Annotated in this window: 27 protein-coding genes and 1 riboswitch; of the genes, 14 read left to right on the top strand and 13 right to left on the bottom strand. The window is 65.3% G+C overall.

Going from position 1 to position 22,779, the window contains the following annotated elements; all coding sequences use genetic code 11:
- The first annotated feature begins 19 nt into the window (after positions 1–19).
- A riboswitch (TPP riboswitch) is annotated at positions 20–115 on the top strand.
- A 70-nt stretch (positions 116–185) separates the two neighbouring features.
- Both ACEF39_RS00845 and pnuC read left to right on the top strand, forming a co-directional pair.
- A complete protein-coding gene (locus tag ACEF39_RS00845) occupies positions 186–2,366 on the top strand; it encodes a TonB-dependent siderophore receptor (RefSeq protein ID WP_500286628.1) in 2,181 nt (726 codons plus the stop codon).
- A gap of 56 nt (positions 2,367–2,422) precedes the next feature.
- Positions 2,423–2,944: a nicotinamide riboside transporter PnuC gene (gene pnuC / locus ACEF39_RS00840; RefSeq protein ID WP_500286627.1), complete on the top strand. Its 522-nt coding sequence runs from the start codon at positions 2,423–2,425 to the stop codon at positions 2,942–2,944.
- Positions 2,945–3,497: 553 nt separating this feature from the next.
- On the opposite strand, the gene ACEF39_RS00835 is transcribed toward pnuC, so the two are convergent.
- The 3 genes from ACEF39_RS00835 to ACEF39_RS00825 form a co-directional block, all read right to left on the bottom strand.
- Positions 3,498–3,914, bottom strand: coding sequence for a TonB C-terminal domain-containing protein (locus ACEF39_RS00835; protein ID WP_500286626.1), 417 nt, complete (start codon positions 3,912–3,914; stop codon positions 3,498–3,500).
- Between the two features lie 158 nt (positions 3,915–4,072).
- A complete protein-coding gene (locus tag ACEF39_RS00830) occupies positions 4,073–5,047 on the bottom strand; it encodes a Dyp-type peroxidase (RefSeq protein ID WP_500286625.1) in 975 nt (324 codons plus the stop codon).
- Between the two features lie 383 nt (positions 5,048–5,430).
- Positions 5,431–5,757: a hypothetical protein gene (locus ACEF39_RS00825; RefSeq protein WP_500286624.1), complete on the bottom strand. Its 327-nt coding sequence runs from the start codon at positions 5,755–5,757 to the stop codon at positions 5,431–5,433.
- A gap of 141 nt (positions 5,758–5,898) precedes the next feature.
- Between ACEF39_RS00825 and ACEF39_RS00820 the strand changes: the two genes are divergently transcribed.
- Positions 5,899–6,828, top strand: a complete 930-nt coding sequence (locus tag ACEF39_RS00820; RefSeq protein ID WP_500286623.1) for a DUF6624 domain-containing protein — start codon at positions 5,899–5,901, stop codon at positions 6,826–6,828.
- Between the two features lie 18 nt (positions 6,829–6,846).
- On the opposite strand, the gene ACEF39_RS00815 is transcribed toward ACEF39_RS00820, so the two are convergent.
- From ACEF39_RS00815 to ACEF39_RS00805, 3 genes are all read right to left on the bottom strand, one after another.
- Entirely contained in the window at positions 6,847–7,215 is a 369-nt protein-coding gene (locus ACEF39_RS00815) for a VOC family protein (RefSeq protein WP_500286622.1), read from the bottom strand.
- Positions 7,216–7,284: 69 nt separating this feature from the next.
- Entirely contained in the window at positions 7,285–8,052 is a 768-nt protein-coding gene (locus ACEF39_RS00810) for a DUF6597 domain-containing transcriptional factor (RefSeq protein ID WP_500286621.1), read from the bottom strand.
- A 115-nt stretch (positions 8,053–8,167) separates the two neighbouring features.
- Positions 8,168–8,740 carry an OmpO family porin gene (locus tag ACEF39_RS00805; RefSeq protein ID WP_176022450.1) on the bottom strand — a complete coding sequence of 191 codons (573 nt, stop codon included), beginning with the start codon at positions 8,738–8,740 and terminating at the stop codon, positions 8,168–8,170.
- A 429-nt stretch (positions 8,741–9,169) separates the two neighbouring features.
- Between ACEF39_RS00805 and ACEF39_RS00800 the strand changes: the two genes are divergently transcribed.
- The 4 genes from ACEF39_RS00800 (at position 9,170) to ACEF39_RS00785 (ending at position 12,237) form a co-directional block, all read left to right on the top strand.
- Positions 9,170–9,433 (top strand): helix-turn-helix domain-containing protein, encoded by a 264-nt coding sequence (locus ACEF39_RS00800; protein ID WP_500286620.1) that lies wholly within the window; start codon positions 9,170–9,172, stop codon positions 9,431–9,433.
- Positions 9,430–10,803 (top strand): HipA domain-containing protein, encoded by a 1,374-nt coding sequence (locus tag ACEF39_RS00795; protein WP_500286619.1) that lies wholly within the window; start codon positions 9,430–9,432, stop codon positions 10,801–10,803. Before ACEF39_RS00800 ends, ACEF39_RS00795 begins: the two co-directional genes overlap by 4 nt.
- A 306-nt stretch (positions 10,804–11,109) precedes the next feature.
- Entirely contained in the window at positions 11,110–11,379 is a 270-nt protein-coding gene (locus ACEF39_RS00790) for a hypothetical protein (protein ID WP_089241667.1), read from the top strand.
- 156 nt (positions 11,380–11,535) lie between these two features.
- Positions 11,536–12,237, top strand: coding sequence for a hypothetical protein (locus ACEF39_RS00785; protein WP_500288068.1), 702 nt, complete (start codon positions 11,536–11,538; stop codon positions 12,235–12,237).
- Positions 12,238–12,288: 51 nt separating this feature from the next.
- Here ACEF39_RS00785 and ACEF39_RS00780 read toward each other — a convergent pair whose 3' ends face one another.
- Complete coding sequence (locus tag ACEF39_RS00780) at positions 12,289–12,567, bottom strand: hypothetical protein (RefSeq protein WP_500286618.1); 279 nt, start codon at positions 12,565–12,567, stop codon at positions 12,289–12,291.
- A 673-nt stretch (positions 12,568–13,240) separates the two neighbouring features.
- Here ACEF39_RS00780 and ACEF39_RS00775 point away from each other — a divergent pair.
- The 3 genes from ACEF39_RS00775 to ACEF39_RS00765 all read left to right on the top strand — a co-directional run bounded on the left by ACEF39_RS00775 (position 13,241) and on the right by ACEF39_RS00765 (position 15,067).
- Positions 13,241–13,711 (top strand): DUF4265 domain-containing protein, encoded by a 471-nt coding sequence (locus ACEF39_RS00775; RefSeq protein ID WP_500286617.1) that lies wholly within the window; start codon positions 13,241–13,243, stop codon positions 13,709–13,711.
- Between the two features lie 89 nt (positions 13,712–13,800).
- Entirely contained in the window at positions 13,801–14,232 is a 432-nt protein-coding gene (locus ACEF39_RS00770) for an HVO_A0114 family putative DNA-binding protein (RefSeq protein WP_500286616.1), read from the top strand.
- 466 nt (positions 14,233–14,698) lie between these two features.
- Positions 14,699–15,067 carry a hypothetical protein gene (locus tag ACEF39_RS00765; protein ID WP_500286615.1) on the top strand — a complete coding sequence of 123 codons (369 nt, stop codon included), beginning with the start codon at positions 14,699–14,701 and terminating at the stop codon, positions 15,065–15,067.
- Between the two features lie 30 nt (positions 15,068–15,097).
- Here the strand turns inward: ACEF39_RS00765 and ACEF39_RS00760 are convergent, their stop codons facing one another.
- Positions 15,098–15,784 carry an Ivy family c-type lysozyme inhibitor gene (locus tag ACEF39_RS00760; RefSeq protein ID WP_500286614.1) on the bottom strand — a complete coding sequence of 229 codons (687 nt, stop codon included), beginning with the start codon at positions 15,782–15,784 and terminating at the stop codon, positions 15,098–15,100.
- A 108-nt stretch (positions 15,785–15,892) separates the two neighbouring features.
- On the opposite strand from ACEF39_RS00760, the gene ACEF39_RS00755 reads away from it, so the two are divergent.
- Positions 15,893–16,369, top strand: coding sequence for a YybH family protein (locus ACEF39_RS00755; protein WP_500286613.1), 477 nt, complete (start codon positions 15,893–15,895; stop codon positions 16,367–16,369).
- A gap of 96 nt (positions 16,370–16,465) precedes the next feature.
- Here the strand turns inward: ACEF39_RS00755 and ACEF39_RS00750 are convergent, their stop codons facing one another.
- The 5 genes from ACEF39_RS00750 to ACEF39_RS00730 all read right to left on the bottom strand — a co-directional run bounded on the left by ACEF39_RS00750 (position 16,466) and on the right by ACEF39_RS00730 (position 19,556).
- Complete coding sequence (locus tag ACEF39_RS00750; RefSeq protein ID WP_025875929.1) at positions 16,466–17,491, bottom strand: NAD(P)H-dependent glycerol-3-phosphate dehydrogenase; 1,026 nt, start codon at positions 17,489–17,491, stop codon at positions 16,466–16,468.
- A 20-nt stretch (positions 17,492–17,511) separates the two neighbouring features.
- Complete coding sequence (gene secB / locus ACEF39_RS00745; protein WP_025875931.1) at positions 17,512–18,030, bottom strand: protein-export chaperone SecB; 519 nt, start codon at positions 18,028–18,030, stop codon at positions 17,512–17,514.
- A gap of 99 nt (positions 18,031–18,129) precedes the next feature.
- Complete coding sequence (locus ACEF39_RS00740; protein WP_025875933.1) at positions 18,130–18,567, bottom strand: rhodanese-like domain-containing protein; 438 nt, start codon at positions 18,565–18,567, stop codon at positions 18,130–18,132.
- A 57-nt stretch (positions 18,568–18,624) separates the two neighbouring features.
- Entirely contained in the window at positions 18,625–19,056 is a 432-nt protein-coding gene (locus ACEF39_RS00735) for a hypothetical protein (protein WP_025875935.1), read from the bottom strand.
- A gap of 32 nt (positions 19,057–19,088) precedes the next feature.
- Entirely contained in the window at positions 19,089–19,556 is a 468-nt protein-coding gene (locus tag ACEF39_RS00730; protein ID WP_089242022.1) for a YiiD C-terminal domain-containing protein, read from the bottom strand.
- A 33-nt stretch (positions 19,557–19,589) separates the two neighbouring features.
- Here ACEF39_RS00730 and ACEF39_RS00725 point away from each other — a divergent pair, with 33 nt between their 5' ends.
- The 3 genes from ACEF39_RS00725 to ACEF39_RS00715 all read left to right on the top strand — a co-directional run bounded on the left by ACEF39_RS00725 (position 19,590) and on the right by ACEF39_RS00715 (position 22,777).
- The gene (locus ACEF39_RS00725; RefSeq protein WP_500286612.1) at positions 19,590–20,378 is read left to right on the top strand and encodes a uroporphyrinogen-III synthase; all 789 of its coding nucleotides are present in this window, start codon (positions 19,590–19,592) and stop codon (positions 20,376–20,378) included.
- Between the two features lie 104 nt (positions 20,379–20,482).
- On the top strand, positions 20,483–21,463 hold the full coding sequence (locus tag ACEF39_RS00720) for a uroporphyrinogen-III C-methyltransferase (RefSeq protein ID WP_500286611.1): 981 nt from the start codon (positions 20,483–20,485) through the stop codon (positions 21,461–21,463).
- Between the two features lie 6 nt (positions 21,464–21,469).
- Complete coding sequence (locus tag ACEF39_RS00715; protein ID WP_500286610.1) at positions 21,470–22,777, top strand: heme biosynthesis HemY N-terminal domain-containing protein; 1,308 nt, start codon at positions 21,470–21,472, stop codon at positions 22,775–22,777.
- Positions 22,778–22,779 lie beyond the last annotated feature (2 nt).

The raw sequence follows: 22,779 nt of genomic DNA, 5'->3' as shown, positions 1-22,779 counted from the left end.
CCATTTGTAGTGAAATGGTCACCTGAAGCGGGGGTGCCTGGATCTGCCAGGCTGAGAGAGTCCCTTGGAACCTGATCCGGTTTGCACCGGCGTAGGGAGCTTTGAGCCGCAGCCACACCCCCGTCATGGGCCGGTGCACCTGCGCGCCGTCGCTTCGTCTCCCTTGTTGTCTGAAGACGAATCGAATGAACCGCTGCCTGCGCCCCACCCTGCTCGCCCTTGCCCTCTGTGCTGCCCTGCCGCTGTACGCCAGCGAGGCAGGCACCGACGCCGTTGATGCTCCGCCGTCCTCGCCCACCGAGCTGGCGGCGGTACGCGTGCAGGCCGGCAAACCGGTCACCGACACCTCGCGCGTCAACGCATTCGGCGGCGGCTCCTGGAAGGACACCCCCGCCTCGGTGAACGTACTGGAGCGCGACTACCTCGACCGTCGCCAGGTGCGTTCGCTGTCCGAGCTGGCCAGCAACGATGCCTCGCTGGGCGATGCCTATGCGCCGGTGGGCTACTACCAGAACATCGCAATCCGCGGCTTCGCGCTGGACGCGGCCACCGGCTACCGCTTCAACGGTATGTCCACCGCCGGCGAACAGCGCCTGGCGCTGGAGAACATCCAGGAAGTGCAGATCCTGAAGGGCGAAGCCGGCTTGGCGGCTGGCGTGATGGCGCCCGGCGGCATCATCAACTACGTGGGCAAGCGCCCGGCCGAAGTACGTACGGTCACTCTGGGCACCGATTCTGAGGGCTCGCGCTATGCCGCCGTGGATGTCGGCCACTGGCTGACCCCGCGCTTCGGCGTCCGCTTCAATGCCGCCTGGGATGCCAGTGACTCCTACGTCGAGCATGCCGACGGTCGCCGCAACTTCTATTCGCTGGCCACCGACTGGCTGATCGGCGAACACGGCAAGCTGGAAGTGGATGCCAACTACCAGACCAGCGCGCAGCGCTCGGTGTCCGGCTTCCAGCTGCTGGGCGCGCGCGACCTGCCACGCGGCGTCGACCGCGAGCGCCTGCTCGGCTACCAGCCGTGGCAGCAGCCGGTGGACATCGCCAGCACCAACATCACCGCGCTGCACACCTATGACTTCAACGATGCGTGGCAGTCGCGGCTGTCGATCGGCCACAGCCGTTCGGTGATCGATGACAACGTCGCCTTCGCCTACGGCTGCTACTACACCGCAGGATGCGCAGACGGCAGTGTGCCGGGCAACTATTTCGCCCCCAACGGCGACTACGACATCTACGACTACCGCAGCCCGGATGACACCCGCCGCAACCAGCAGGCGCGTGCCGAACTGCGCGGCCGTTTCGAGACCGGCAGCGTCGGCCACCAGCTGAGCATCGGCGCCGACTACTTCCGCCGCACCGTCGACAAGCGCCCGAGCGTCAACGAGTACGTCGGCACCAGCAACATCCACGACGTGCAGGTGCCGGTGTTCGAGCCCTCACCGAAGATGCCGGGTGCATCGGCACGACGCCTGGACAGCCGCCAGACCGCATTCTTCGCACTGGACCGGATGAGCTTCGGCGATGACTGGCAGTGGCTGGCCGGTGGCCGCTTCGTGCGCCTGGACGAGCGCGCCTACGACAAGCGCGGCACGCCGCAGCGCCACAGCCGCCTGTCGCGCTTCCTGCCGCAGACCGCGCTGGTGTGGAAGGCCACCGACCAGCTCAACGCCTACGCCAGCTACGTGCGCGGCATTTCGCTGGGCCAGGAAGCACCGTTCTGGACCTCCAACGCCGATACCTTCCTGCCGTCGATGCAGTCGCGGCAGCTGGAAGTGGGTGTGAAGTACGTGCCGGTGGATGCCCTCACCCTGGGTGCCGCGGTGTTCCGCACCACCCAGCCCTACCAGTACGCAAAGCCGGACGGCAGCGACGTCGGCTACACCTTCGTCGAAGAAGGCCAGCAGACCCATACCGGGCTGGAACTGACCGCCAACGGCCAGCTGACCGACGCGCTGCAGATCGTCGCCAGCGCCAGCGTGCTGCAGGCGCGCGCCCGCGACACCGGCACCCCGGCCTATGAAGGCCATCAGCTGGTGAACGTGCCGAAGGTGCGCGCCAGCGTGCACCTGGCCTACGCGCTGCCGTTCGTTGAAGGCCTGGATGTGACCGGTGGCTGGCGCTATGCCGCCGCCAACGTCGCCCGCGCCGACGGCGGTGTGCGCGCACCGGACTACTCGGTGTTCGACGCCGGCCTGCGCTTCCAGCATCGCCTGCACGACCGCGCGGTCAGCTGGAACCTGTCGGTGGACAACCTGTTCAACCGCTTCTACTGGCGTGACACCGGCAGCAGCGGCGGTGACTACTACCTGTTCCCGGGTGCGCCGCGACAGGCCCGCCTGTCGGTGACGTTCGCGCTGTGAGCGGCGTGGCGCTCGAGTGGACTGCGGCCCTCTTCAGCATCCTCGGGGTGTGGCTGATGGCAAAGCGGCGGCTGGCCGCATGGCCGGTCGGCCTGCTGTCGGTCGCGCTGTACGGCGCGGTGTTCGCCGAGGCCAAGCTGTACTCGGACACGCTGCTGCAGGTCGCCTTCGGTGGTTTCCTGGTCTACGGCTGGATCAACTGGCGCCAGCACGCGGCCGATGAAGGCAGCATCCGCATCGTGCCGCTGGCACGCGGCACGCTGCTGCGCGACCTCGCCATCGGCCTGTGTGGCGGCGTCGCGCTTGGCGCCGGCATGCATACCTTCACCGACGCGGCGCTGCCGTGGCTGGACGCGATGCTGACCGCGCTGAGCCTGGTCGGGCAGTGGTGGCAGGCACGCCGACACGCCGCCTGCTGGTGGGTGTGGATCGTGGTGGACGTGGTCTACGTTGGCGCGTACCTGTTCAAGTCACTGCACGTGACTGCTGCGTTGTACGTGTTCTTCCTGGGCCTGGCATTGTTCGGGCTGCGGGCGTGGCGCGCCGCCGCACGGGAACCGCAGGTGGCAACGCAGTAGAGCCACGCCATGCGTGGCTGGCGGGCATCGGTAGACGCCAACCTTGGTTGGCGCGTTCCCGCCGACCAAGGTCGGCATCCATCAGGCTCATCCACGCATGGCGTGGATCTACCGGGGTTGCAGCACCAGCCCCAACCGCAGCGGTTGGCGCATGTCCTTCGGCGGTGCCGCCGGCAACGCCGTGGCCTGCAGCCGCGCGGGAACCGCAGGTTGCAACGCGGTAGAGCCACGCCATGCGTGGCTGGCGGGCATCGGTAGACGCCAACCTTGGTTGGCGCGTTCCCGCCGACCAAGGTCGGCATCTACCAAACGCAGCCACGCATGGCGTGGATCTACTGGGTAAGCACCAGCCCCAACCGCAGCGGTTGGCGCATGTCCTTCGGCGGTGCCGCCGGCAACGCCGTTGCCTGCAGCCGCACGGGAACCGCAGGTGGCAACGCAGTAGAGCCACGCCATGCGTGGCTGGCGGGCATCGGTAGACGCCAACCTTGGTTGGCGCGTTCCCGCCGACCAAGGTCGGCATCCATCAGGCTCATCCACGCATGGCGTGGATCTACCGGGTAAGGACCAGCCCCAACCGCAGCGGTTGGCGCATGTCCTTCGGCGGCGGCGCAGGCAACGCTGTGGCCTGCAGCGTCGCGCGCAGATCGGCATCCACCTGGACATCACCCAGACTGTCGAATTCCAGTTTCGAGATGGCGCCATCGCGGGCGATCCACACGCTCACCACCAGCGGTGTCGGCGTATCGGGATGCTCCTGCAGCCAGGCCAGCAGGCGCTGGGCGCGTGGATTCTGTTCCTGCTGAAGGCGCTGCTGCAGTTCGCCGCTGACGGAGGCGGCATAGGCCATCCAATGCGCAGGCGCGTCCTGTGCGGACACGCTGGCGCTCCCCAGCGCCAGCAGGCCCAGCAACCATGCCAACGGGTGCCAGCCACGGCGCGTGCTACGCCTGTTGCCTGCAGAATCCATCACCCACGTCTCCACTGCTGTCCAACGCATCATGGTCGGCGCTGTAGATGACAGGCAGATGGCGGCGCAGTAGAGCCACGCCATGCGTGGCTGTTCTGGGCAACCGGTGATCCATCCACGCATGGCTTGGATCTACCGGGCTGCCCCACCCGGCGTGATCAGTCGCCCAGGTCGGCCAGCACCTTGCGCGAGGGGGCGAAGAAGGTGACGCCGGTGGTCGCGGTGGAGAAGTCGAGAATGCGGTCGTGCAGCGGCGCGGGATTGCCGATGAACATCCGCTCCAGCATCTTCTCGATCACCCACAGCCGGCGCGTGTAGCCGATGAAGTAGGTGCCGTACTCGCCGCGCCCCGGATTGGCGAAGGGCATGTTGTCGCGCAGGATCTCGTGCTCGCCGTCGGCATCCTCGATGGTGCACAGCGTCTTGTGCGACTTCTGCGCGTCGGCCGGTGCGTCGTCCAGCTCGATGTTGTCGTGCTTGGTGCGGCCGATGATCGCTTCCTGCGCCTCGGTCTTCTGCGCACGCCAGGCATCGAGGTTGTGCAGGTACTTCTGCACCACCACATAGCTGCCACCGGCATGGTCGGGGTCCTCGTCGCCGACGATGGTCGCCTCCGGCAGTGACAGACCCTCGGGGTTGGCGGTACCGTCGACGAAATCGAGCAGGTCGCGGCCGTCGAAGTAACGGAAACCGGCCACGTCATCCACCGCTTCCACGGCATCGCCGAAGGCCAGCAGCAGGTTCTTCTCGAACGCCACGATAAGATCCATCGTGCGTGCACGGATGTGGTACAGCAGGTCACCCGACGTGGACACGGCCGTATGGGTAGCGCCCTTCACTTCCTGGAACGGCTTCAACTCGCGCGGCGGCGTGCCGCCCACCAGCGGTTCCCACACGCGGTGGCCGATGGCCACGTTGCAGGTGAAGGTGCGCTCGATCTCGCGGATGGCGGTGTTCTTGATCAGGTCATCGGTGCTGGCCAGCACCTCGCGCACTTTCGCCAGCGACGCCTCATCGTCCTTCACCGTCAGCACCAGGAACGCGGCCGAATGGGTCAGCGGCGCGGTGATCTGCTGCGGCTCGTTGTCGAGCGTGTGGTTGAGGGCGGTGATGGGTGCGGGCTGGGCGTTCACGATGGTTCCTGCTGGCTTGAGGCGGGCACATCGCATGCGGCGATGTGCGGGCGATCATAGCGGAACGACCTTGCCTGCGACGGAGCGCTTCTCAGTTCGCGGCGGTCAGCCGGCGGGCGCCAGCCACTCATCGGCAAGCACCTGTGCCTGCTGCCCGCTGTCGGTGATCGAGCGCTCCGGTTGCTGCAACCACCACTCCCCGTGCCACTGCGGCCGCATGTGGCCGCGCAGAAACGCTCGACGCGGAAGCGCTGCCCGACACGAAGGATGCAGGCAAGCCGCGTGCGGTCCTGCGAGACGGCCGAATCCAGCAGCTGCCAGTCATCCGCTGTATCGCGCAGCAGATGCGCCCCGGCGATCTCGATCACGTCCATGCTGTGCGGCTACGCCGCGGTCACGGTGAACTGTTGCGGCGTGCGCCACGCAACCCGGAGGTAGGCGCCATGCAGCAAGCCGCCATCGCGAAAGTGTTCGAACACGTCGGCCGGGCACCACTCCCTGCCCGCCGAGAAGGCAACGCCGAGGTCACGCAGGCGGATGAAGACGGCGGCCTTGGCTGCATCGTCGGAGACCGGCAGGGTGAGGGCATCTCCCTCGCCAGCGCTGAATCCCAGCGCCTGCAGCGGGGCCCGCGGGCGGCCGTTCAACAGCATCACCTTGATGCAGTTGCAGTCGGCCTGCCTCACGTAGGCGTCGATGTGCGTTTCCATTGGCGGATTGTAGAGGCAACGCGACCCCACTTGCAGCGTGCTGCTGGTCGATCATTTGAGGCCTGGCCATGACACTGCTAGCCTGCGGATGTGCGGCCTGCAGAGGCTCGCCATCCACACACTTCACGGAGGAAGCAGTCGATGGTCCACTCACCGATGCAATGGAGGCATGGGCCCGTTGCTGCAGCGCTGGCGTTGCTGCTGGCCACTCCGATGCAGGTTCGAGCCGGCAACGAAGGCCCCTTCTTCAGCGCACTCGAGCGCTATGGTGCCGATGACTTCAGCGGGTGTGCGCGCCTACTGGATGACCTGCTGCAACGTGGAGGCCATTTTCCCGAGGGTGGCGAACTGCTGCTGGTTGAATGCACGGCAGCGGCCGGCGACCTGGGAAAAGCGATGGACCATGTGGCCACGCTGCTTCCCAGCGGCAGGCTGTCGGCCGATGACCTGCTGCACAAGGATCGGCCAGGATTGAATGCGCTGCGCAACGGCCCGGCGTGGCCGGACATGCGCAAGCGCGTGCTGGCCGCCGAGCAGCAGCGCCTCGCATTGCTGGACGCGCCCCTGCGCAGGGAACTGCTGGAGCGCGCCGAGCGCGACCAGGCGGCACAGCATGCGGCTGTCGACGCTGGTGGTGGCGAGGCATTCAAAGCGACAGCTCCAGTGATCAAGGCCAACGCCGATTGGCTGAAATCGGTGGTAGCCGACAAGGGTTGGCCGACGTATGCCCTGGCCGGACATGATGGTGCCAAAGCCGCGTGGCTGCTGGTCCAGCACGCCGATCACGATCCCGTGTTCCAGGCCGAGATGTTGCCGTTGATCGAGAAGGCCGCCAAAGCCGGAGAAGCTGATCCCGCCGATCTGGCACTGCTGACTGACCGCGTGCTGCTGGCGCAGGGCAAGCCGCAGCGCTATGGCAGCCAGTTCACACAGGCCGATGATGGCGCGATGGAACTCCGCCCTACTGAAGACATGGAAGGCCTGGATGCGCGCCGCGAGGCGATGGGGCTGCAGCCACTGGCGCAGTACAAGGCCACGCTTTCAGAGATGTATGGCAAGCCGGTCCGATAGCACGGCGCTTGCCGAGGCTTAGTCCCGGTCGCTCCACACCGCCAACACATAGCCGTCCAGATCGCGGAAGTGGAAGCGACGGCCGCCGGGGAAGGCGAACACGGCCTGCACGATTTCGCCGCCGGCGGCGAGGATGCGCTGCTGTGCATCTGCCAGATCCGAACAGTAGAGAATCACCAGCGCGCCTCCCGTGGCTGTCACCGCCTCGTCAGCGACGAACCCCCCTTTGAGACGACCATCATCGAACTCGGTATAGGCCGGGCCGTAGTCGGTGAAGGACCAGCCGAAGACCTGTCCATAGAACTGCTTGCTGCGGGCGATGTCGGCGACGTTGAATTCGATGTTGTCGATGCGGCGTTCGGCAGTGGTGGTGTCTGCGTGGCTCATGGTGCGGCTCCGTGGTTGGAGCGCACAGCATCGATCAGGGTTGAGCCGGCGTCTTGAACGAAACGGCCATCAACGCCCCCACTCCTGGCGCAGCGCACTCGCCGTCAGGCCGGACAGCTCGCGGGCCTCGCGGCTGAGGTGCGCCTGATCGGCATAGCCCGCCTCTACGGCCAGCATCGCCAGACTGTGCGCGGGCTGCGCCTGACTGCAGCGCAGGAACCGCTGCAGACGCAGGATCCGCTCCAGCGACTTTGCGCCGTAACCGAACTGCGCTTGGCTGAAGCGACGCAAGGTGCGCGGGCTCATCGCCAGGTGTTCGGCGAGTGCATCGAGGCTGGCATCGCCTCTGGCAGCATGCGCGAACAGCACATGCGCACGCCGGGTGTGTTCGTCCGCCACGGCCGCAGGCATGTTCTGTTGCAGGCAATCGGCCAGGCGTTGCAGACGCTGCTCAGGCGCGGCATCACCAATCGTGGCCGCAGCCTGCGTTGCCCATCGGGCATTGAATTCAATCAGCAGCACGGCCTGACCGACGATGTCGGACAAGTCGATGCCAAGCGCAGCCGATGCCTGCCCGGGCCGAAAACGCGCGCCCAACACCTGCGCACCGGGCGCCAGTTGCGGGTGTGCGGCGGTCCGGTCCGGCCCCACCACGAACAGCGCGCCATCACGCCAAAGGATATCCACGCAGCCATCCGGCAGCACGGTGATGCTGCCGCTGGCGTCGGCCGACAACTGGCTCTGCCAGAGCTGGCCGAACTGGCCACGCAGTGATGCAGGCGCCAGGTGTTCCTGGTAGGCCGTGCCGGTGCCAGCGAGAGTGGAAGGTTCGCCCATGCCCCATTGTGGCAAAGCGAAACCGGAAAAAGAGAAGCCCGGCACGAGGCCGGGCTTCGCTGGCGTGTGGGAGAGAGGTCACACGCCAGTTACACGCACTAACGACAGGCGTTTGTTACCAGCTGAAGCGCGGGCCCACGAACCACTCGCGGTCGCCGGCCTTGGCCAGCTTCACTTCGCCACTCAGGCCCCAGTTCTGGTTGAACTTGGCGGTGGCGCCGACGCGGCCGTAGAACTCGCCGTCCGGGTTGATACCGTGCTTCTTGCTGTAATCCTCGTAACCGGCCAGCGCATAGCCTTCCAGGTACGGGTTGAACGCGGTGCGCACGCCCACTTCAGTGGAGTAGCCGTTGAAGTCCAGGCCGTGCTTCATATCAAACTTCTGGTACGCAACACGAGCCACCAGGTCGGTGTTCGGTGCGATGCCGTAGTTGTAGCCGGCACCGATGCGCCACTGGGCGACATCATTCTTGAAGGTGTCGGTTTCCTGCTTGCTGTAATCACCGAAGACGTGGAAGTTCGGGTGCACGGCAACCGAGCCCTTCACGCCCCAGCCATCAGCGTCGCCGCCCTTGGCATCGGTGTTCACGTAGCCGCCTTCAACGTAGTTGTACGACAGGCCATCGGCAGCCGATGCGGCGAACGGCAGCGCGGCCAACAGACCCAGGGCAAGCAGCGAATTCTTGATCATCGGGATACACCTTTCATTATTTTGGTTTCGTCGAACGCCCCTCGGGAGGGGGAGAGAGAAGGGGCGTTCGACAGGTGTGAATTATCCGTTTGTTGATGAAATCGGCCCTGAATATTGAACTGACCAGTACATGAATTAGGTTCCTGTTCAGGGAACTCTCGATACGCCATCAGCAGAGCGCTACATGGCTTTTCAAAAAATCCTTATATCCACAAGGATTCTTCGTACGTTCTGTTTCTTTTCAAAGAAATCCTGACTTTCTTGAGGATTTTTCGGGAGTCGAGCATCTTTCTAAAGAAATCCTCACGATGATAAGGATTCTAGTGAAAGCAATGGGATTCGACGCAAAATCCTTTCGATCATCAGGATTCAAGGGTATAGACTGCCGCTGGATACAGAAAGTCACCCGCTCATGAGGATTTCCCCTTGAAGATCAGGTTGGAGAACGCTGAAGCACTGGGGCCACTGGTCAGGGCTGCGCGCAAGCACCAAGGCCTCCGCCAGGACGCAACTGCAGAGGGCATCGGTGTCAGCGAGAATTTCCTGGCCAAGATCGAGCGCGGCACCACCACGGTGCAATGGGGCAAGCTGTTCACCGTGCTCCATGAGCTGGGACTGCATGTCGAAATCGACGTCCCGGAAGAGGCGATGGCCGCCCCGGACAAGCGTCGCAAGAAGACATCCCGATGAGCGCCTCCCACATCGATCTCAAGGATGTTGTGAAGGTGACCACGCTGCCTGGGCTCCACTATCCGCGCCAACTGCAAGTCAGCATTGACGACACACCGGTAGGCGTCCTAGCCGAGGCCGCCAATCTCTGGCGCTTCACCTACTCATCCCAGTGGCTGACCAACGCGAGCGCCTTCTCGCTGGCGCCCGCGTTGCCGCTGCAGGACACCGCGATCATCGATGGCGGCAGCGAGCGCCCAGTGCAGTGGTACTTCGACAATCTTTTGCCAGAAGAGCAGCAGCGCATGCTGATGGCAACGGACGCCCACCTGGACAGTGCCGATGCCTTCGCACTGCTGAAGCACTACGGCGCAGAGTCTGCGGGCTCACTTACGCTGCTGCCACCCGGTCAGACCCTCCCCCCAGGCGGTCTTGCGGACCTCCCCGATGCGGAGCTCTCACAACGCATCCAGGGGTTGCCCCATACATCCTTGGCCGCAGGTGCCGCCAAGCGCATGTCGCTGGCCGGCGCCCAGCACAAGCTGGCAATCATCGAGCGCGCGGGACACATCTACCAACCGCTGGGCACCCAGCCCTCGAGCCATATTCTCAAGCCAGACAGCACCAGCGCGGGTTACCCGCACAGCGTGGCCAATGAATGGTTCGTGATGCGCCTTGCGCAGCGCATGGGCCTGCTGGTTCCGCATGTGGAACGGCGCTACGTGCCGGAGCCGGTCTTCATCATCGAGCGCTTTGATCGTGTCATCACCCCCAGCGCCATTCATCGCCGGCACGCGATCGATGCATGCCAGCTGCTGAACCTGGCCGGCAGCTTCAAGTACGCGCTTGGCAGCATCGAGACATTGGCCGCTATCGTCCAGCAGTGCAGAAGCAAGCTGAGAACACGCATGCGGCTGTTCGACTGGCTGGTCTTCAATGTACTCACCGGCAACAACGATGCCCACCTGAAGAACCTGAGCTTCTTGGTCGACAATGCGGGCATCGAGCTGGCGCCGCACTATGACCTGCTCTCCACCGCATGCTATGAGAGCGGCGCATACGAGGGTGAGGGCGCCCGCTGGCCCGAGAGTTCGGAGTTGGCATGGCCCATTCTCGGCATTAGGCATTTCCGCGACATGCGCTTCCAGCATCTGCTGGAAGCAGGGGAAGCGTTGGGCCTGACACGACAGGCAGCCACCAGGCAGTTGATGCGACAGCTTCAGCACATTGCCGGCGAAGCCCGGTCGCTGTATGAGCAAACACAGAGAGAGAACGAGCAATGGCTGCACCGATTCGACATCGGTGCAACCGTGGAGGGCGAAGCGCGGTTCCTGCGTACGCTGACGCACGTGATCATCAATGAAATGGTCGGACAGCTCGCACCGGCGTGAGGTGGAAATCAGGGCCGGATACCAGTGCCGACAACGCTGGCCCCGCCCTCGTGTTGCGCCATGATCATCTGCCCCCCATGAGAGGGACACCATGAGTCGGCTTCAGGCTGATGAATTGGAGATATCGAAGTGGCACAAGGACATCAACCGGTGCAGCAGAGCTCGCTTGTTCCCGCTTGTTAAGGTTTGCTGATTGCCCGACCTTCACAGCACATCCACGTCTTCCAACTGCAGCTGAAAGCACTTCGCAGCGGCGGGAACAAACGCCGCTATATTCCAGACTCCCCAGACGAAGGAGGGAGTGGAATGTTCCTGACCAAGCAGCAAATCAACGCGGCACGTGCCGTCACCGTAGCCATCGTTGCTACCGTAAGCCTCGGTGCTTGCGCCACCTACAAAGATGAGTTCGCATCGATCAATTCACGTCTCGACCAGCTTGACGTGAAGGTGCAGGGCGCGGCGCAGAGCGCCGAATCCGCCAACCAGTCTGCACAGCAGGCCAACCAGCGTCTGGATCAGATCGAAGGCCGCGTCCAGCAGCTCGAAAGGGTCCCGGGCCGCAAGCCGCGCGGGTAACCGCTCTCCCACCCACTTTGATGAACGCTTGAACCAGACACCAGTGGCCTTCGCCGGCCACTGGTGTCTTTCAGCCTCTCGGTCGTCATCCGAAGGAGCCGTCCCATTCGTACGTACTCATTCCCTGCTCGCCGGGCCGTATCGGCCACGCTGGCCATCGCGCTGGCATTGGCAGGCACCAACGTGGCCAGTGCCAAGAATGCCAAGGAAGCAAAAGAGGCACCTGCCGCAGAAACGGCGAACGCCGCCGATGAACTTCCGCAGGGCCAGGAAGTATCCGAGACGGTGATTGAACTGGCCGGCTGGGTCGTGGCCAGCAAGGACAACCAGGGCTATCCGTTCGCAATCATGGACAAGGCTGCTGCGCAGGTCCTGGTCTTCGGCGGTGACGGCAAGCTGCGCGGCGCAGCGCCAGCGCTGTTTGGTTCGGCCATCGGCGATCACTCGGCACCCGGCGTCGCCAAGCTCGCACTGAGCGCGATTCCCGGCCACGACCGCACTACCCCGGCTGGTCGTTTCATTGGCGCCTATGGCCCGTCCGAGGACGCCGGACGCGTGCTGTGGGTGGACTACGATTCCGCCGTGTCGATGCACCCGCTTCCCCCGGGCACCCCGAAAGAGAAGCGCAGCGAACGACTGGCATCAGCGACGCCGGACGACAACCGTGTCACCCACGGCTGCATCAATGTCTCGCCCGGGTTCTACGAGCAGATCGTGCATCCCACGTTCGAGAAGGGTGGCGTGTTCTACGTGCTGCCGGACAAGGACTCGATCGAAGAAACGTTCCCGGAGTTCGCGCAGAGTCGCGCGGCTGCGAAGGACGTGGATGAAAAAGGCGAGCGGCACGCCCGCAAGTGATGGGCACGGCGGCCTATTGGCTCTGCTCCGCGGCGCAGTGAGGTGCGTTCCCTATTCTCCACCCCGGGATGACAGGCTGTCCCAGATCCGCCCATTCCGTTGCTCGGGGGTGGTGACATTGATGACCGCCTGTTCGCCCAAGCGATCACGCAACTGCTGCAGATACAAGCTGCGTGGCGTAACGACCTGCCCCACCGATTGCACGATGCCGGCCGGCTCCTCTGGCGGGAACTTGCCGGCGGCGATGGAGCCGACCTGTCCCACACTCCAGTTCATCGCGAAGGGCGGCGCCTGCACGACGTAGATGTCGTGCTCGGTGTTCCAGAACATCTGTTGTGCACCTGCCCAGCCGTGCCCCGATCCACTGTATCGCCGGTTCTGGGCGCGCAGCATGTAGCCCTTGGTGTTGTCATATAGGATGCCGGTAGACCAGCGGTGATGCGGACCGCTGTCGTTGCTGTCGCCTACAGCGAGACAATCGAGGAATACGTTGGGACCAGGTACCCGCGCGCCGATGACGAAGGTATGTCTACCACCTTGGTTGTAGCAGCGCTGGATGAGGTCCCATGAGGCAGATCTCGACGCTCCTACTCGCACTTGCTCCAGCCGGTCCGGCTGCAGCCGCGGCCAATGGTCCTTTTGCCCGTGCCGTCGGCGGGGACAGAACAATTCGCGCCAGTGCCACGCACTTGGCAATCGCGCCGATCCGGTCAGGGACTCCTCCGCCATCCGGCCTCAGCTCAATGCAATCTTCTCGGAACTCGAGTCCGGGTTCTCACTCTTCAGGCCGTGGGTGCTTCTCCACTTTGGTCCAGTCGAGTAACAGATCACTCCTGTTCGACCGGGGTCCGGCCCAATATTTCACTCCGGCTCAAGCCGTTTCATGGTTCGGCGTGATTCTGAATTAACGAACGCTCGCTTCTGGCCGGAAGCAAACATTGAGCTCGTACAGGTGCTTTGCGATGATGCATGCCACAGGGCACGTGATCCAGGGAAGACTCATTTGAACAGCACCCCGACAGCGAAGGTCCTGTTCCGAGTGCCTGACGGCGATGGCGGCGTCATCGTCGAGACGCTCTGGGCTATCCCGATTGGCGAAGATCGCTATCAACTGGACAACTCCCCCTTCTTCGCTTACGACGTTTCCTGGGAGGACATCGTCTTTGCGCCCTTCAACGATGCGGAGGGGATGCCAACCTTTGAATCTGTGGTTCGGCCATCAGGTAATCGTACTATTCGCATCATATTTGACCTGCCCATCTTTTCAGGTAACTCGTCTGACGCCGTAATCCAAGGTCTGATAGCACTGGGTTGCAGCTATGAGGGCGCCAACGACCGCTACATATCCGTGAACATTCCCGCCACGGTGGACCTGCAAGCCGTGTGCGCGTACCTCATTCATCATGAGGCGCACTGGGAGCACGCGGACCCGCGTTACGTCGCGATCTACCCGGACGGCGACAACGCAACCTGAAGCAAGCACCGTCGGCGGCACGCCTGCATCAGCGTGCGGCGGGGATCCGCTCTTGGCCGGAAGGACACGGACCACCAGATGCGCCATAGATGCGCCGTTTGTTCAATCCAACTTGTCCTCGGCCAGACATGATCTATCGGTCCCAATGCAATCTCGCACCGATGACAGATTCCGACCCGTGCCGTTCGCCAGTCCAAAGTACCTTTCGACGTTGTGTCATCGGCGGAGAACGAAAGGACAGATCGGCCCCACCGCAGGTTACGGATGGGGCGATAGCCTTCTCGACCCTGTCTTCCCTGGCCGCAGTATTGAGCGATGAGAACCGCCGGCTGTTGCGCCTGCTACGCGAACTTCAACCCAAGTCCCTCACCCAGCTGTCTGAGCACTGCGGGCGCAAGGTTCCGAGCCTTTCTCGTACTCTTCGGATGATGGAAGGCTATGGACTGGTTGAACTGAAGCGGGTCGGGGCGTCTGTCGTGCCATCTGCCATGGCCACGCGCTTTCTCATAGAGCTCGACTAGAACCACGTTGTACCGCCCAATCGCGGAGCTCTGTCGTCATTGCCTCGCTGAGGTGACAGCACACTACGCAGGCAACCACGACGCATATCGCATATTCCCCGATCGTTTAGGGCCCTTGCGCCATCGGCGTCTGGGGTGACTTAACAGCATGCAAGAATGCCGAAAGCGTCTTGCATCAAGCGTTGAATGCAACTCTTCTGATTGGCACTCCGCGTCGGCACAGGTACAGATGACGGGCCATCAAGAAAAGATGGCCGGGCCTCGAAAACCCGTGCTTCTGTTTGATTACGCTTGCCAGCCGGCGTCACCCCGTGTGGCGCCGGCTGGCAATCCGTCTGCCGGCTATGGCGGGCGGAGCGTGGAGGCCTTGTGCCTGCCGGTTCAACAGGAGCCCGGTTTTCGAGCCACGTCTCCGCCCGCCACCCTTATGTGGCGGCTACCGTCTGTCCTGCACGGAGCTCCAGCCATGACTACACCGGAATTCCCTCGCCCCCACCCCTATCGCGTTGCGGGCGATGAGGTATCAGAGCAACCACCTGCGCTCGACCCCACGGCTTTCATTGCCACCCTGACGCGGATTGGAAAAGGCGCAGCCGCCGACGGCCAGCCGTGGCCGGAGCGTCATCAGATGCCCGGCCGCCGCATGGCGCTGGCCGATGCGGACTGTGCACTGGCGGGCCTGCGCGTAGCACTGGAAATGCTGCTGGCGGCCGAGCGGGTCCGCCAGAACGGCCCGGACGACGAATACGTGGGCGATCGGGTGATGGAAGGCCTGATGATGGCGTGCCTGGCGCTGACCGCGCAGGTCAGCGCGCGGATGCGGCCGGAGGAATAACGCCGGCAACGCTTCCGGCGTTACCGCCCATCATTCGCAGGGATCGCCTTCTTCCTTCAGCATCGCCTCGTCCACCGGCCGCTCGCGCTCGATCAGGGCGCGCTGCTCCGCAGTCGGCTCGCCCAGCCACCACACTTTGCAGCGGGCGGTAAGGCGACCGACCATCTTCGATTGCGTCGGCGAGTACAGCATCGCCAACGCGGTGGTCGGGCACTGGTGCGCCTGGCAGGCGGTGTAGAGCCACCACGGCTCGCCCTGCAGCACCATCAGTTCGCCGGGTCCGCTGGGACCGCTCAGCAGGCGTTCGCGCAGGGAGGGGATGCTCTTGTCGGGCGATTCGGCCGCCGCAGTGTTCTTCATCAGGGCGTCGAACGCGGCCAGCACCTTCGGGTCCTTGCGGCCGCAGTCGTCCACGGTGTTGCCGCCGACCAGGGTGAAGAAATAGGTGGCCAGCGGATTATCCGCGCAGGTGAGTTCGGCGCCGGGGGTCTCTCCTTCTGGCTCACCTTCGTTGTCCCACACCGAAGGGTCCACGCCGTCTTCGATGGAAGGCTCGCTCTCAACCACTGCGGCGGTGGCGGCTGGGGCGTCCGTTGCCGCTGCAGCGGCAGCGGCGGGCGCGGCAGCTGTGCCTGCGCCCGGTGCGGGTGCCGGCGTCTGCGTACACGCGGCCAGCAACGCGACCATCGCCGCCATTCCAATCATTCGAGACCTCATTCCCTGTCCTGTGTCCGTTCGCCCAGCCAGCGACCGCGTGATTCTACCCGCCGGCCAAGATGGATACTCTGGCAGCCACGCCTTCCATCACCGCCAGGATGCAGACGCATGCGCCGCTCGACACTTGCCGTGATTCTCATCAGTGGCCTGTTGATGGCTGGGCCCGTCATTGCGCAGGAGTCCGCTGCGCCCTCGCCCGCCGCACGTGTTGCCGATGTCACCCTGCCCGCTGCGCTGGATCGCGTGCTGCGCGATTACGAACAGGCGTGGCGCACGGGTGATACGAAGGCATTGGCCAGGTTGTTCGCCGAGGACGGCTTCATCCAGCAGAGCAACCAGCCGCCTGTGCGCGGGCGCGCGGCAATCGAGGCAGCGTATGCCGGCCAGGGAAGCAGCCCGTTGCGGCTGCGCGCGCTGGCCTATGCCGCAGAGGAAACCACGGGCTACATCGTCGGTGCCTATACCTACGGCAACAACGTGGGCGATACCGGGAAGTTCACGCTGACGTTGAAGCGGGTAGCGGATGGGCCGTGGATGATCTTTTCGGACATGGACAACACCAACGCGCCGCCGCGGCCGCGATGATGGGCGCTACGGGTTCCACAGTAGATCCACGCCATGCGTGGATGGGTTTCGCGCACGCACAAAAAAAACCCCGGCGCTGGGCAGGGGTTTTTCGATTCACTTGAACAGCGTGTCCGGATACTCCGGTTTCTGTTCGCGTGCCAACAGCGCACGCAATCCTTCTTCCGGGGTCTGCTCGCCATGCAGCACGGCGCGCACGCGGTCGGAGATGGGCAGGTCGATGCCATGACGGCGCGCCTGTCGCATCACTTCGTCGGCGGTCTGCACCGATTCAACCACCTGGCCGATTTCGCGGATGGCGTCCTGCAGCGTCTGCCCGCGGCCAAGGGCCAGGCCCAGGCGACGGTTGCGTGACAGGTCGCCGGTGCAGGTCAGCACCAGATCGCCCAGGCCAGCAAGGCCCATCAGCGTTTCCGGCTTGGCACCGATCGCTGCGGCCAGGCGCAGCATTTCGTTGAGGCCGCGGGTGATCAGGCCGGCACGGGCGTTGAGGCCCAGCTGCATGCCATCGGCCACGCCGGTGGCCACGGCCAGTACGTTCTTCATCGCACCGCCCAGCTCGGCACCGACCATGTCGTCGCCGGTGTAGGCGCGGAACGCCGGACCATGCATCGCCTCGGCCACCGTCTGCGCGAACTCGGGCACGTCGCCGTGCACGGTGATCGCGGTCGGCAGGCCCAGGGTGACTTCCTTCGCGAATGACGGCCCGGTGACAACGGCCAGTGGCACGTCCTCACCCAGCACTTCGCGCGCCACTTCATGCAGGAAGCGGCCGGAGCCGGGCTCGAAGCCCTTGGTGGCCCAGGCCACGCCGGCACCGGCCGGACGCAGCGGTGCCAGCGCGCGCACGGTTTCACCGAATGCATGCGACGGGGTCACCACCAGGATCCAGGCGGCACCTTCCACCGCCGACGCCAGGTCGGTGGTGGCGCGCAGCGATTCGGGCAACGGAATGCCCGGCAGGTAGCGCGGATTCTCGTGGCGCTGGTCGATGGCTTCAACCACGGCGGCATCGCGCCCCCACAGCACGGTCTGGCGACCGTGGCGGGCGAGCAGCGTCGCCAGCGCGGTTCCCCAGGAACCGGCGCCGAGTACGGCAATCTTGTCAGCGGTAGTGCTCATCCGTGACGTCGCGGCCGGGATCAGGCGTTGCCGGCCGGCTCGGAGTCAGCCAGCGACGGTGCGTCGCCCTGCTCCTGGCGCTGGCGCAGGGTTTCTGCGTACAGGCCTTCGAAGTTGATCGGCTGCAGGAAGAACGGCGGGAAGCCGCCGGCCTGGATCAGGTCGCTGACCAGCTGGCGCACGTACGGGAACAGGATGTTCGGGCACTGGGTGCCGAGCAGCACGTCGATCGACTGCGGGTCCAGGCCGACCAGGCCGAACACGCCAGCCTGCTTCACCTCGGCCACGTACGCCGTGCGCTCACCGGCCTGGCAGGTCAGGGTCACGGCCAGCACGACTTCAAAGGCATTCTCGCCCAGACGCTGGACCTGCTGGTTCAGGTTGAGCTGCAGTTCCGGCTGCACCTGGTCGTTGAAGATCGACGGGGCATTCGGCGACTCGAAGGAAACGTCCTTGACGTAGATCTTCTCGACGGTGAACGCGGGGCCGGTGGCGGCATCGACCGGCGCGACAGCGCCGTTGGTGGTCTCTTCGGACATTTCCAGTAACTCCAGTGAATGCAATGAAAACGATGGTCGAATTACTGCGATGGGGGCGGCGGAGGGCGCAAACAAGGCCACATCCGCCACCGCCTGCGATCAGTTGCGGCCCTTGACCAGCGGAAGTTCTGCCTGCTGCCACGCGGGGATGCCGCCGTCGAGCACGAAGACCTTCTCGAAGCCGGCCTTCTTCAGCGCCTTGGCGGCGGTCTCGGACGCGTTGCCGCTGCGGCACACCAGTACCACCGGGGCCTGCTTGGCGTTGGCCACCAGCTTGTGCTCGGGGCCGAATGCACTGGCCTGGGCACTGCGGCTGCCGGCGATATGGCCCTTTTCGAAATCGGCGCTGGGCGACAGATCAACCACCACCGTGCCGCCCGCGTTGATCAGCTGGGTCAGTTCGGCGGGCTTGATGCCCTTGAAGCCCCGGAACAGGCGGCGGATTTCGGTGACGATGAGGGCCACGGTCAGGCCGACCAGGGCCGCGGACAGCATCGGGTTTCGGCCTGCGAAGGCCAGCAACTCTTCGTAATTCACTCAGGTCACGGGTCGATTAAGCGGGCGCCGATTGTCGCACAAGCCGGACGCGACCCGTCACTGCCCCTGCCAGAGGTCCGGCAGGCCCGCACTCTGCCACCAGCGCTTGGCTTCCGGATCCCAGCGCCAGCGCTCGGTCACCACCACGGTGCGCTCGGCCTGGGTGTTCTGGTTGATCACCCCGATTTCGACCCGGCGCTCGACCTGGCCGCCTTCCAGCGATGCGCTACTGCGCTCGCGGTAGGACGACACGCGCAGTTGCGCATAGCGGTTGAGCTCGAATTCGGTCGGCGGCTTGGACTTGCGCAGCTGCGGGTCCAGATAGGCGATGGCGTCGTCCATGCTGCCCCAGCGGATGGTGGCGCCGTAGGCGATCTGGGTCTCTTCCAGCAGCTTGCGCTGCTTGCGGCTGAGGTCGTCGGCGGCAGCACCGGCGGCGGCGCTGAGCAGTAGCAGGGAACACAGGAGGATCTGGATGAGGCGGCGCATCGGTGGGTTCCGCAGGGCGTCAGCCTGCCATCCTACCCTTTGGCGAAGGCAACGAAACGACCGCTGAATTCGGCCGCGGCCTTGCCATCGGCGCCGGGCTGGGTGGCGACAATGCTGATGCGGGCCTTGCCGCGCTGGCGGAAGGTGGCCAGGAAGGTGTCCCAGGCGCCGCTTCCGGTGGCTTCGGCGTGGGCATGCAGGTCTTCATAGACCGGCGCCAGATAGCGCAGGTTGCTGTCGGCCACGTAGACCTCGGCGTCGTGGCCGGCCAGGCGCAGACGCAGGCTGACCAGTGCCCAGCCGGACAGGGTCAGCACCGAGGCCAGGCTGCCGCCGAACGCGTTGCCTTTGTCATTGACGTTTGCCACCAGCGGCGCGGTGATGCGCAGCACGCCATCGGCATAGCCGTCCAGGCGGATCTGCATCGCGCGGACCGCCGGCATGCAGTCCAGTACGTCCTGCAGGGCAGCCAGCGAAGAGGTCAGGGCATCAACAGCCATCAGCAGCAACCACGACAACAAAGGGCCCGCATAATGACGGGAATGGCCAACCATACGATACCCACTGGCTGGACCCTGATCTCACTGCGCCCGCAGGGTCAGCAGGCGGCGCTGCGCCACGCCGCAGCAGGGCTGGGAGGCCGTACCGTCGCGCTTTCGCCCTGGCGGCTGCAACGTCTGCATGGCACCGTTGCATTGCAGCAATTACAACGGGCGCTGACCAGCGATCGGGTGGTGTTCACCAGCCCGGCGGCCGTCGCGGCGGCGGCCAGCCTGCTACCGCTGGCGCCGGCGCAACGCAGCCCGTGGCTGACCGTGGGTGAAGGCACCGCGCGCGCGCTGCTGGCGCATGGTGTCGCCGACGTCCATGCGCCCCAGCGGATGGACAGCGAGGGCCTGCTGGCAATGCCGGTGCTGGGCGATGTGCGGGGCATGCAGATCGGGCTGGTGACCGCACCGGGCGGCCGTGGCCTGATTGCTGCCGAACTGCAGGCCGCAGGCGCACAGATCATCCGCGCCGATGTTTACCGACGGCTGCCGCTACGTTTGTCGCGGCGCATGCTGGCGCGTTTGGCCCGCTCTCCAACGCCTTGGCTGTTGGCAGTCAGCAGTGGCGAGGCCTTGCAGCGTTTCTGGCAGCAGCTGCCTGCACACTGGCAACAGCGGCTGCAGGCGAACGCGATCGCGCTGGTGGCCAGCGAGCGGCTGGGCGCGCAGGCGGAGGCGCTAGGGCTGACCCGGGTGGTGCGCAGCGAGGGCCCCACCCATCTTCAGTTGATCGCCGCTGCACACACGGCGCTCACCGGCCCGGCAGCGACCTGAACAGGCACCCGGCCGCGGCTTGCCGGTGTCGTCGGCAACAGTGATGCTGTGCACAACGCTGCCTGCCGGATCGGTTCCGGCGTTGCCGCCGACAAGGAAGCCCGATGAACGACACTCTGCCGCCCACTCCATCGCCCCATCGCCCCATGCGCTGGCTGCTGCCGCTTGCCGTGCTGGCGGTGCTGGGCGCGGGCGGCTATGCCGGCTACCACTATTGGCAGAAGCAGCAGAGCGACCAACTGGCGCAGGCGCAGACCACCGCCGTGCAACTGAAGGGGCTGGAGGCTACGGTCGAGGCCCTGCGCCGCGACCAGCGCGCTGCCAGCCAGCGCTTGCAGGATGCGGCCACCACCAACCGGGTGCTGCGCGACGAAGTGCTGGGCCTGTCGCAACGCAGTGCCCTGCTGGAAGAAAACCTGGCCAAGCTGGCCGACAGCGCCAACCAAGGCCGCCAGGCGGTGCAGCGCGATGAGGCCGAACTGCTGCTGACCCAGGCCGCACAGCGGCTGGCCTTTGCCGATGATGTGGAGGGCTCACGCCGGCTGTATGCGCTGGCCGCCACTGCATTGGCCGATCTGCCCGACAGCGACGGCCTGAACCTGCGCCAGGCACTGGTGCAGGAACGCAACGCGCTGGATGCGTTGGGCGCTGGCCCGCGCGTGCTGTCACTGCAACGCCTGGACGCACTGGGCAAAGCCCTGCAGGGCCTGCCTTCGCAGATCGCGCAGGCGCCGGCCAGCAACACCGCAAAACCGTGGTGGCAGGCCGCGCTGGCGCCCTTCGTGGACATCACTCCGAGCCGCCTGAACGGCCCGCTGACGTCGGCCGAGCGCGCCACCATCGATACGGCGCTGCAGCTGGAACTGACCCTGGCCCGCGCAGCGATCGAGCGCGGCGACGGCAGCGGCCGCGATGCCGCGCTGAACAGAATCGATCACTGGGCGCAGCGGCGCTGGCCTGATTCACCGGACCTGCGCGCGCAACGTGCTGAACTCCATGCCCTGCGCTCGCTGCCATTGCAGGCCGATGACACCGTGCTTGGCAGCACCCTGCAACAACTGCGTACCCAGACCGACCGGAGGTAAGCCCGTATGAAACCCCTGCAATCGCTGGTCGTGCTGTTGCTGGCAGTGGCCATTGGCGTAGTTGCCGCGCAATGGCTCGGCACCGATGACCTGAACCGCTACGGCGAAGTAACCCTGCGCTACGCCGGCTACGACTACCACAGCAACCTGCCAAAGGTGGCGCTGCTGTCGGTGATCGGCGTGCTGGTGCTGTGGCTGCTGTGGAGCCTGATCGCCGCACCGTTCCGTGCCTGGGGCCGCTACCGCCGCAAGCAGGGCCGGGTGCGCCTGATCGATGGTCTGCTGGCCTACGAGCATGGCCAGTGGCAGCGCGCCGAGAAGCTGCTGGACGGCGCTGCCAAGGATCCGGAAGTCAGTGGGGTTGCGCTGGCCAATGCCGTACGCAGCGCGCAGTTGCGCGCCGATGCACCCGCTGCCGAGGCACTGCTGCAGCGTCTGGGCGAAAGCGATGCGACGTTGCAGGCACTGCTGCGTGCCGAACAGTTGCTGGCCAACGATCTGCCGGTGGATGCGATCAACGCGCTGGATGTGGCGGCGATCCAGCCGCTGCCGCCGCGCGGTCTGTGGCTGCGCACCGAAGCGCTGGCACGTGCTGGGCGCGCGCACGAGGCGTACGGCCAGCTGGGCGCACTGCGCCAGACCAAGGTGCTGCCGACCGAGGCAAGCAGTGAGCTGGAAGCACGCCTGGCTGCGCAGGCACTGCTGGAAGCGGGCGACGTCAACGCACTGGCTGCACAATGGGAAGCCACGCCGAAGGCGCTGCGACCGACCCCGGACGTGGTTGCCGCCTACGCCACCCGTGCGGTTGCACTGGACTGGGACGAACCGGCACTGCTGGCGCTTGAACAGGCGCTGGACCATCGCTGGGATGACGAACTGGTGGCGCTGTATGGCCGTCTGCCGGCCGAGCGTCTGGCTACACGCCAGGCCAACCTGCAGCGCTGGCGCAACGTGCACGACGATTCGGCAGCCCTGCGCCTGGCCCAGGGCCGCATCGCGCTGGCGCAGCAACAGTGGGACACCGCCGACGCGTTCCTGCATGAAGCCATCGCCGCTGGCGCCGGCGCCCCTGCGTGGGAAGCGCTGGGCGAAGCCTTCGCGCAACGTGGCGAGCATGTGCTGGCCGCGCAGTGCCTGACCAACGCACTGCGCCTGCAGCGCGGCGAAGACAGCGTAGCGCTGGTGCGTGCACCGGCAGCGGTGGTCGACCCGCCGCTGCATGCGACCGTCGAGGAGCAGTCGATTGCGCCGCTGCCGCCGGTGTACGACGCCAATGAAGAGCGCGACGCGTTCGGCAACCCGCGGTTGCCATGACC

The organism is Stenotrophomonas indicatrix (assembly GCA_041545745.1).
In the GTDB taxonomy this organism is placed as follows: domain Bacteria; phylum Pseudomonadota; class Gammaproteobacteria; order Xanthomonadales; family Xanthomonadaceae; genus Stenotrophomonas; species Stenotrophomonas indicatrix_A.
Note: the sequence above shows the minus strand (reverse complement) of the source record. Positions and strands in the feature narration are given on the sequence as shown.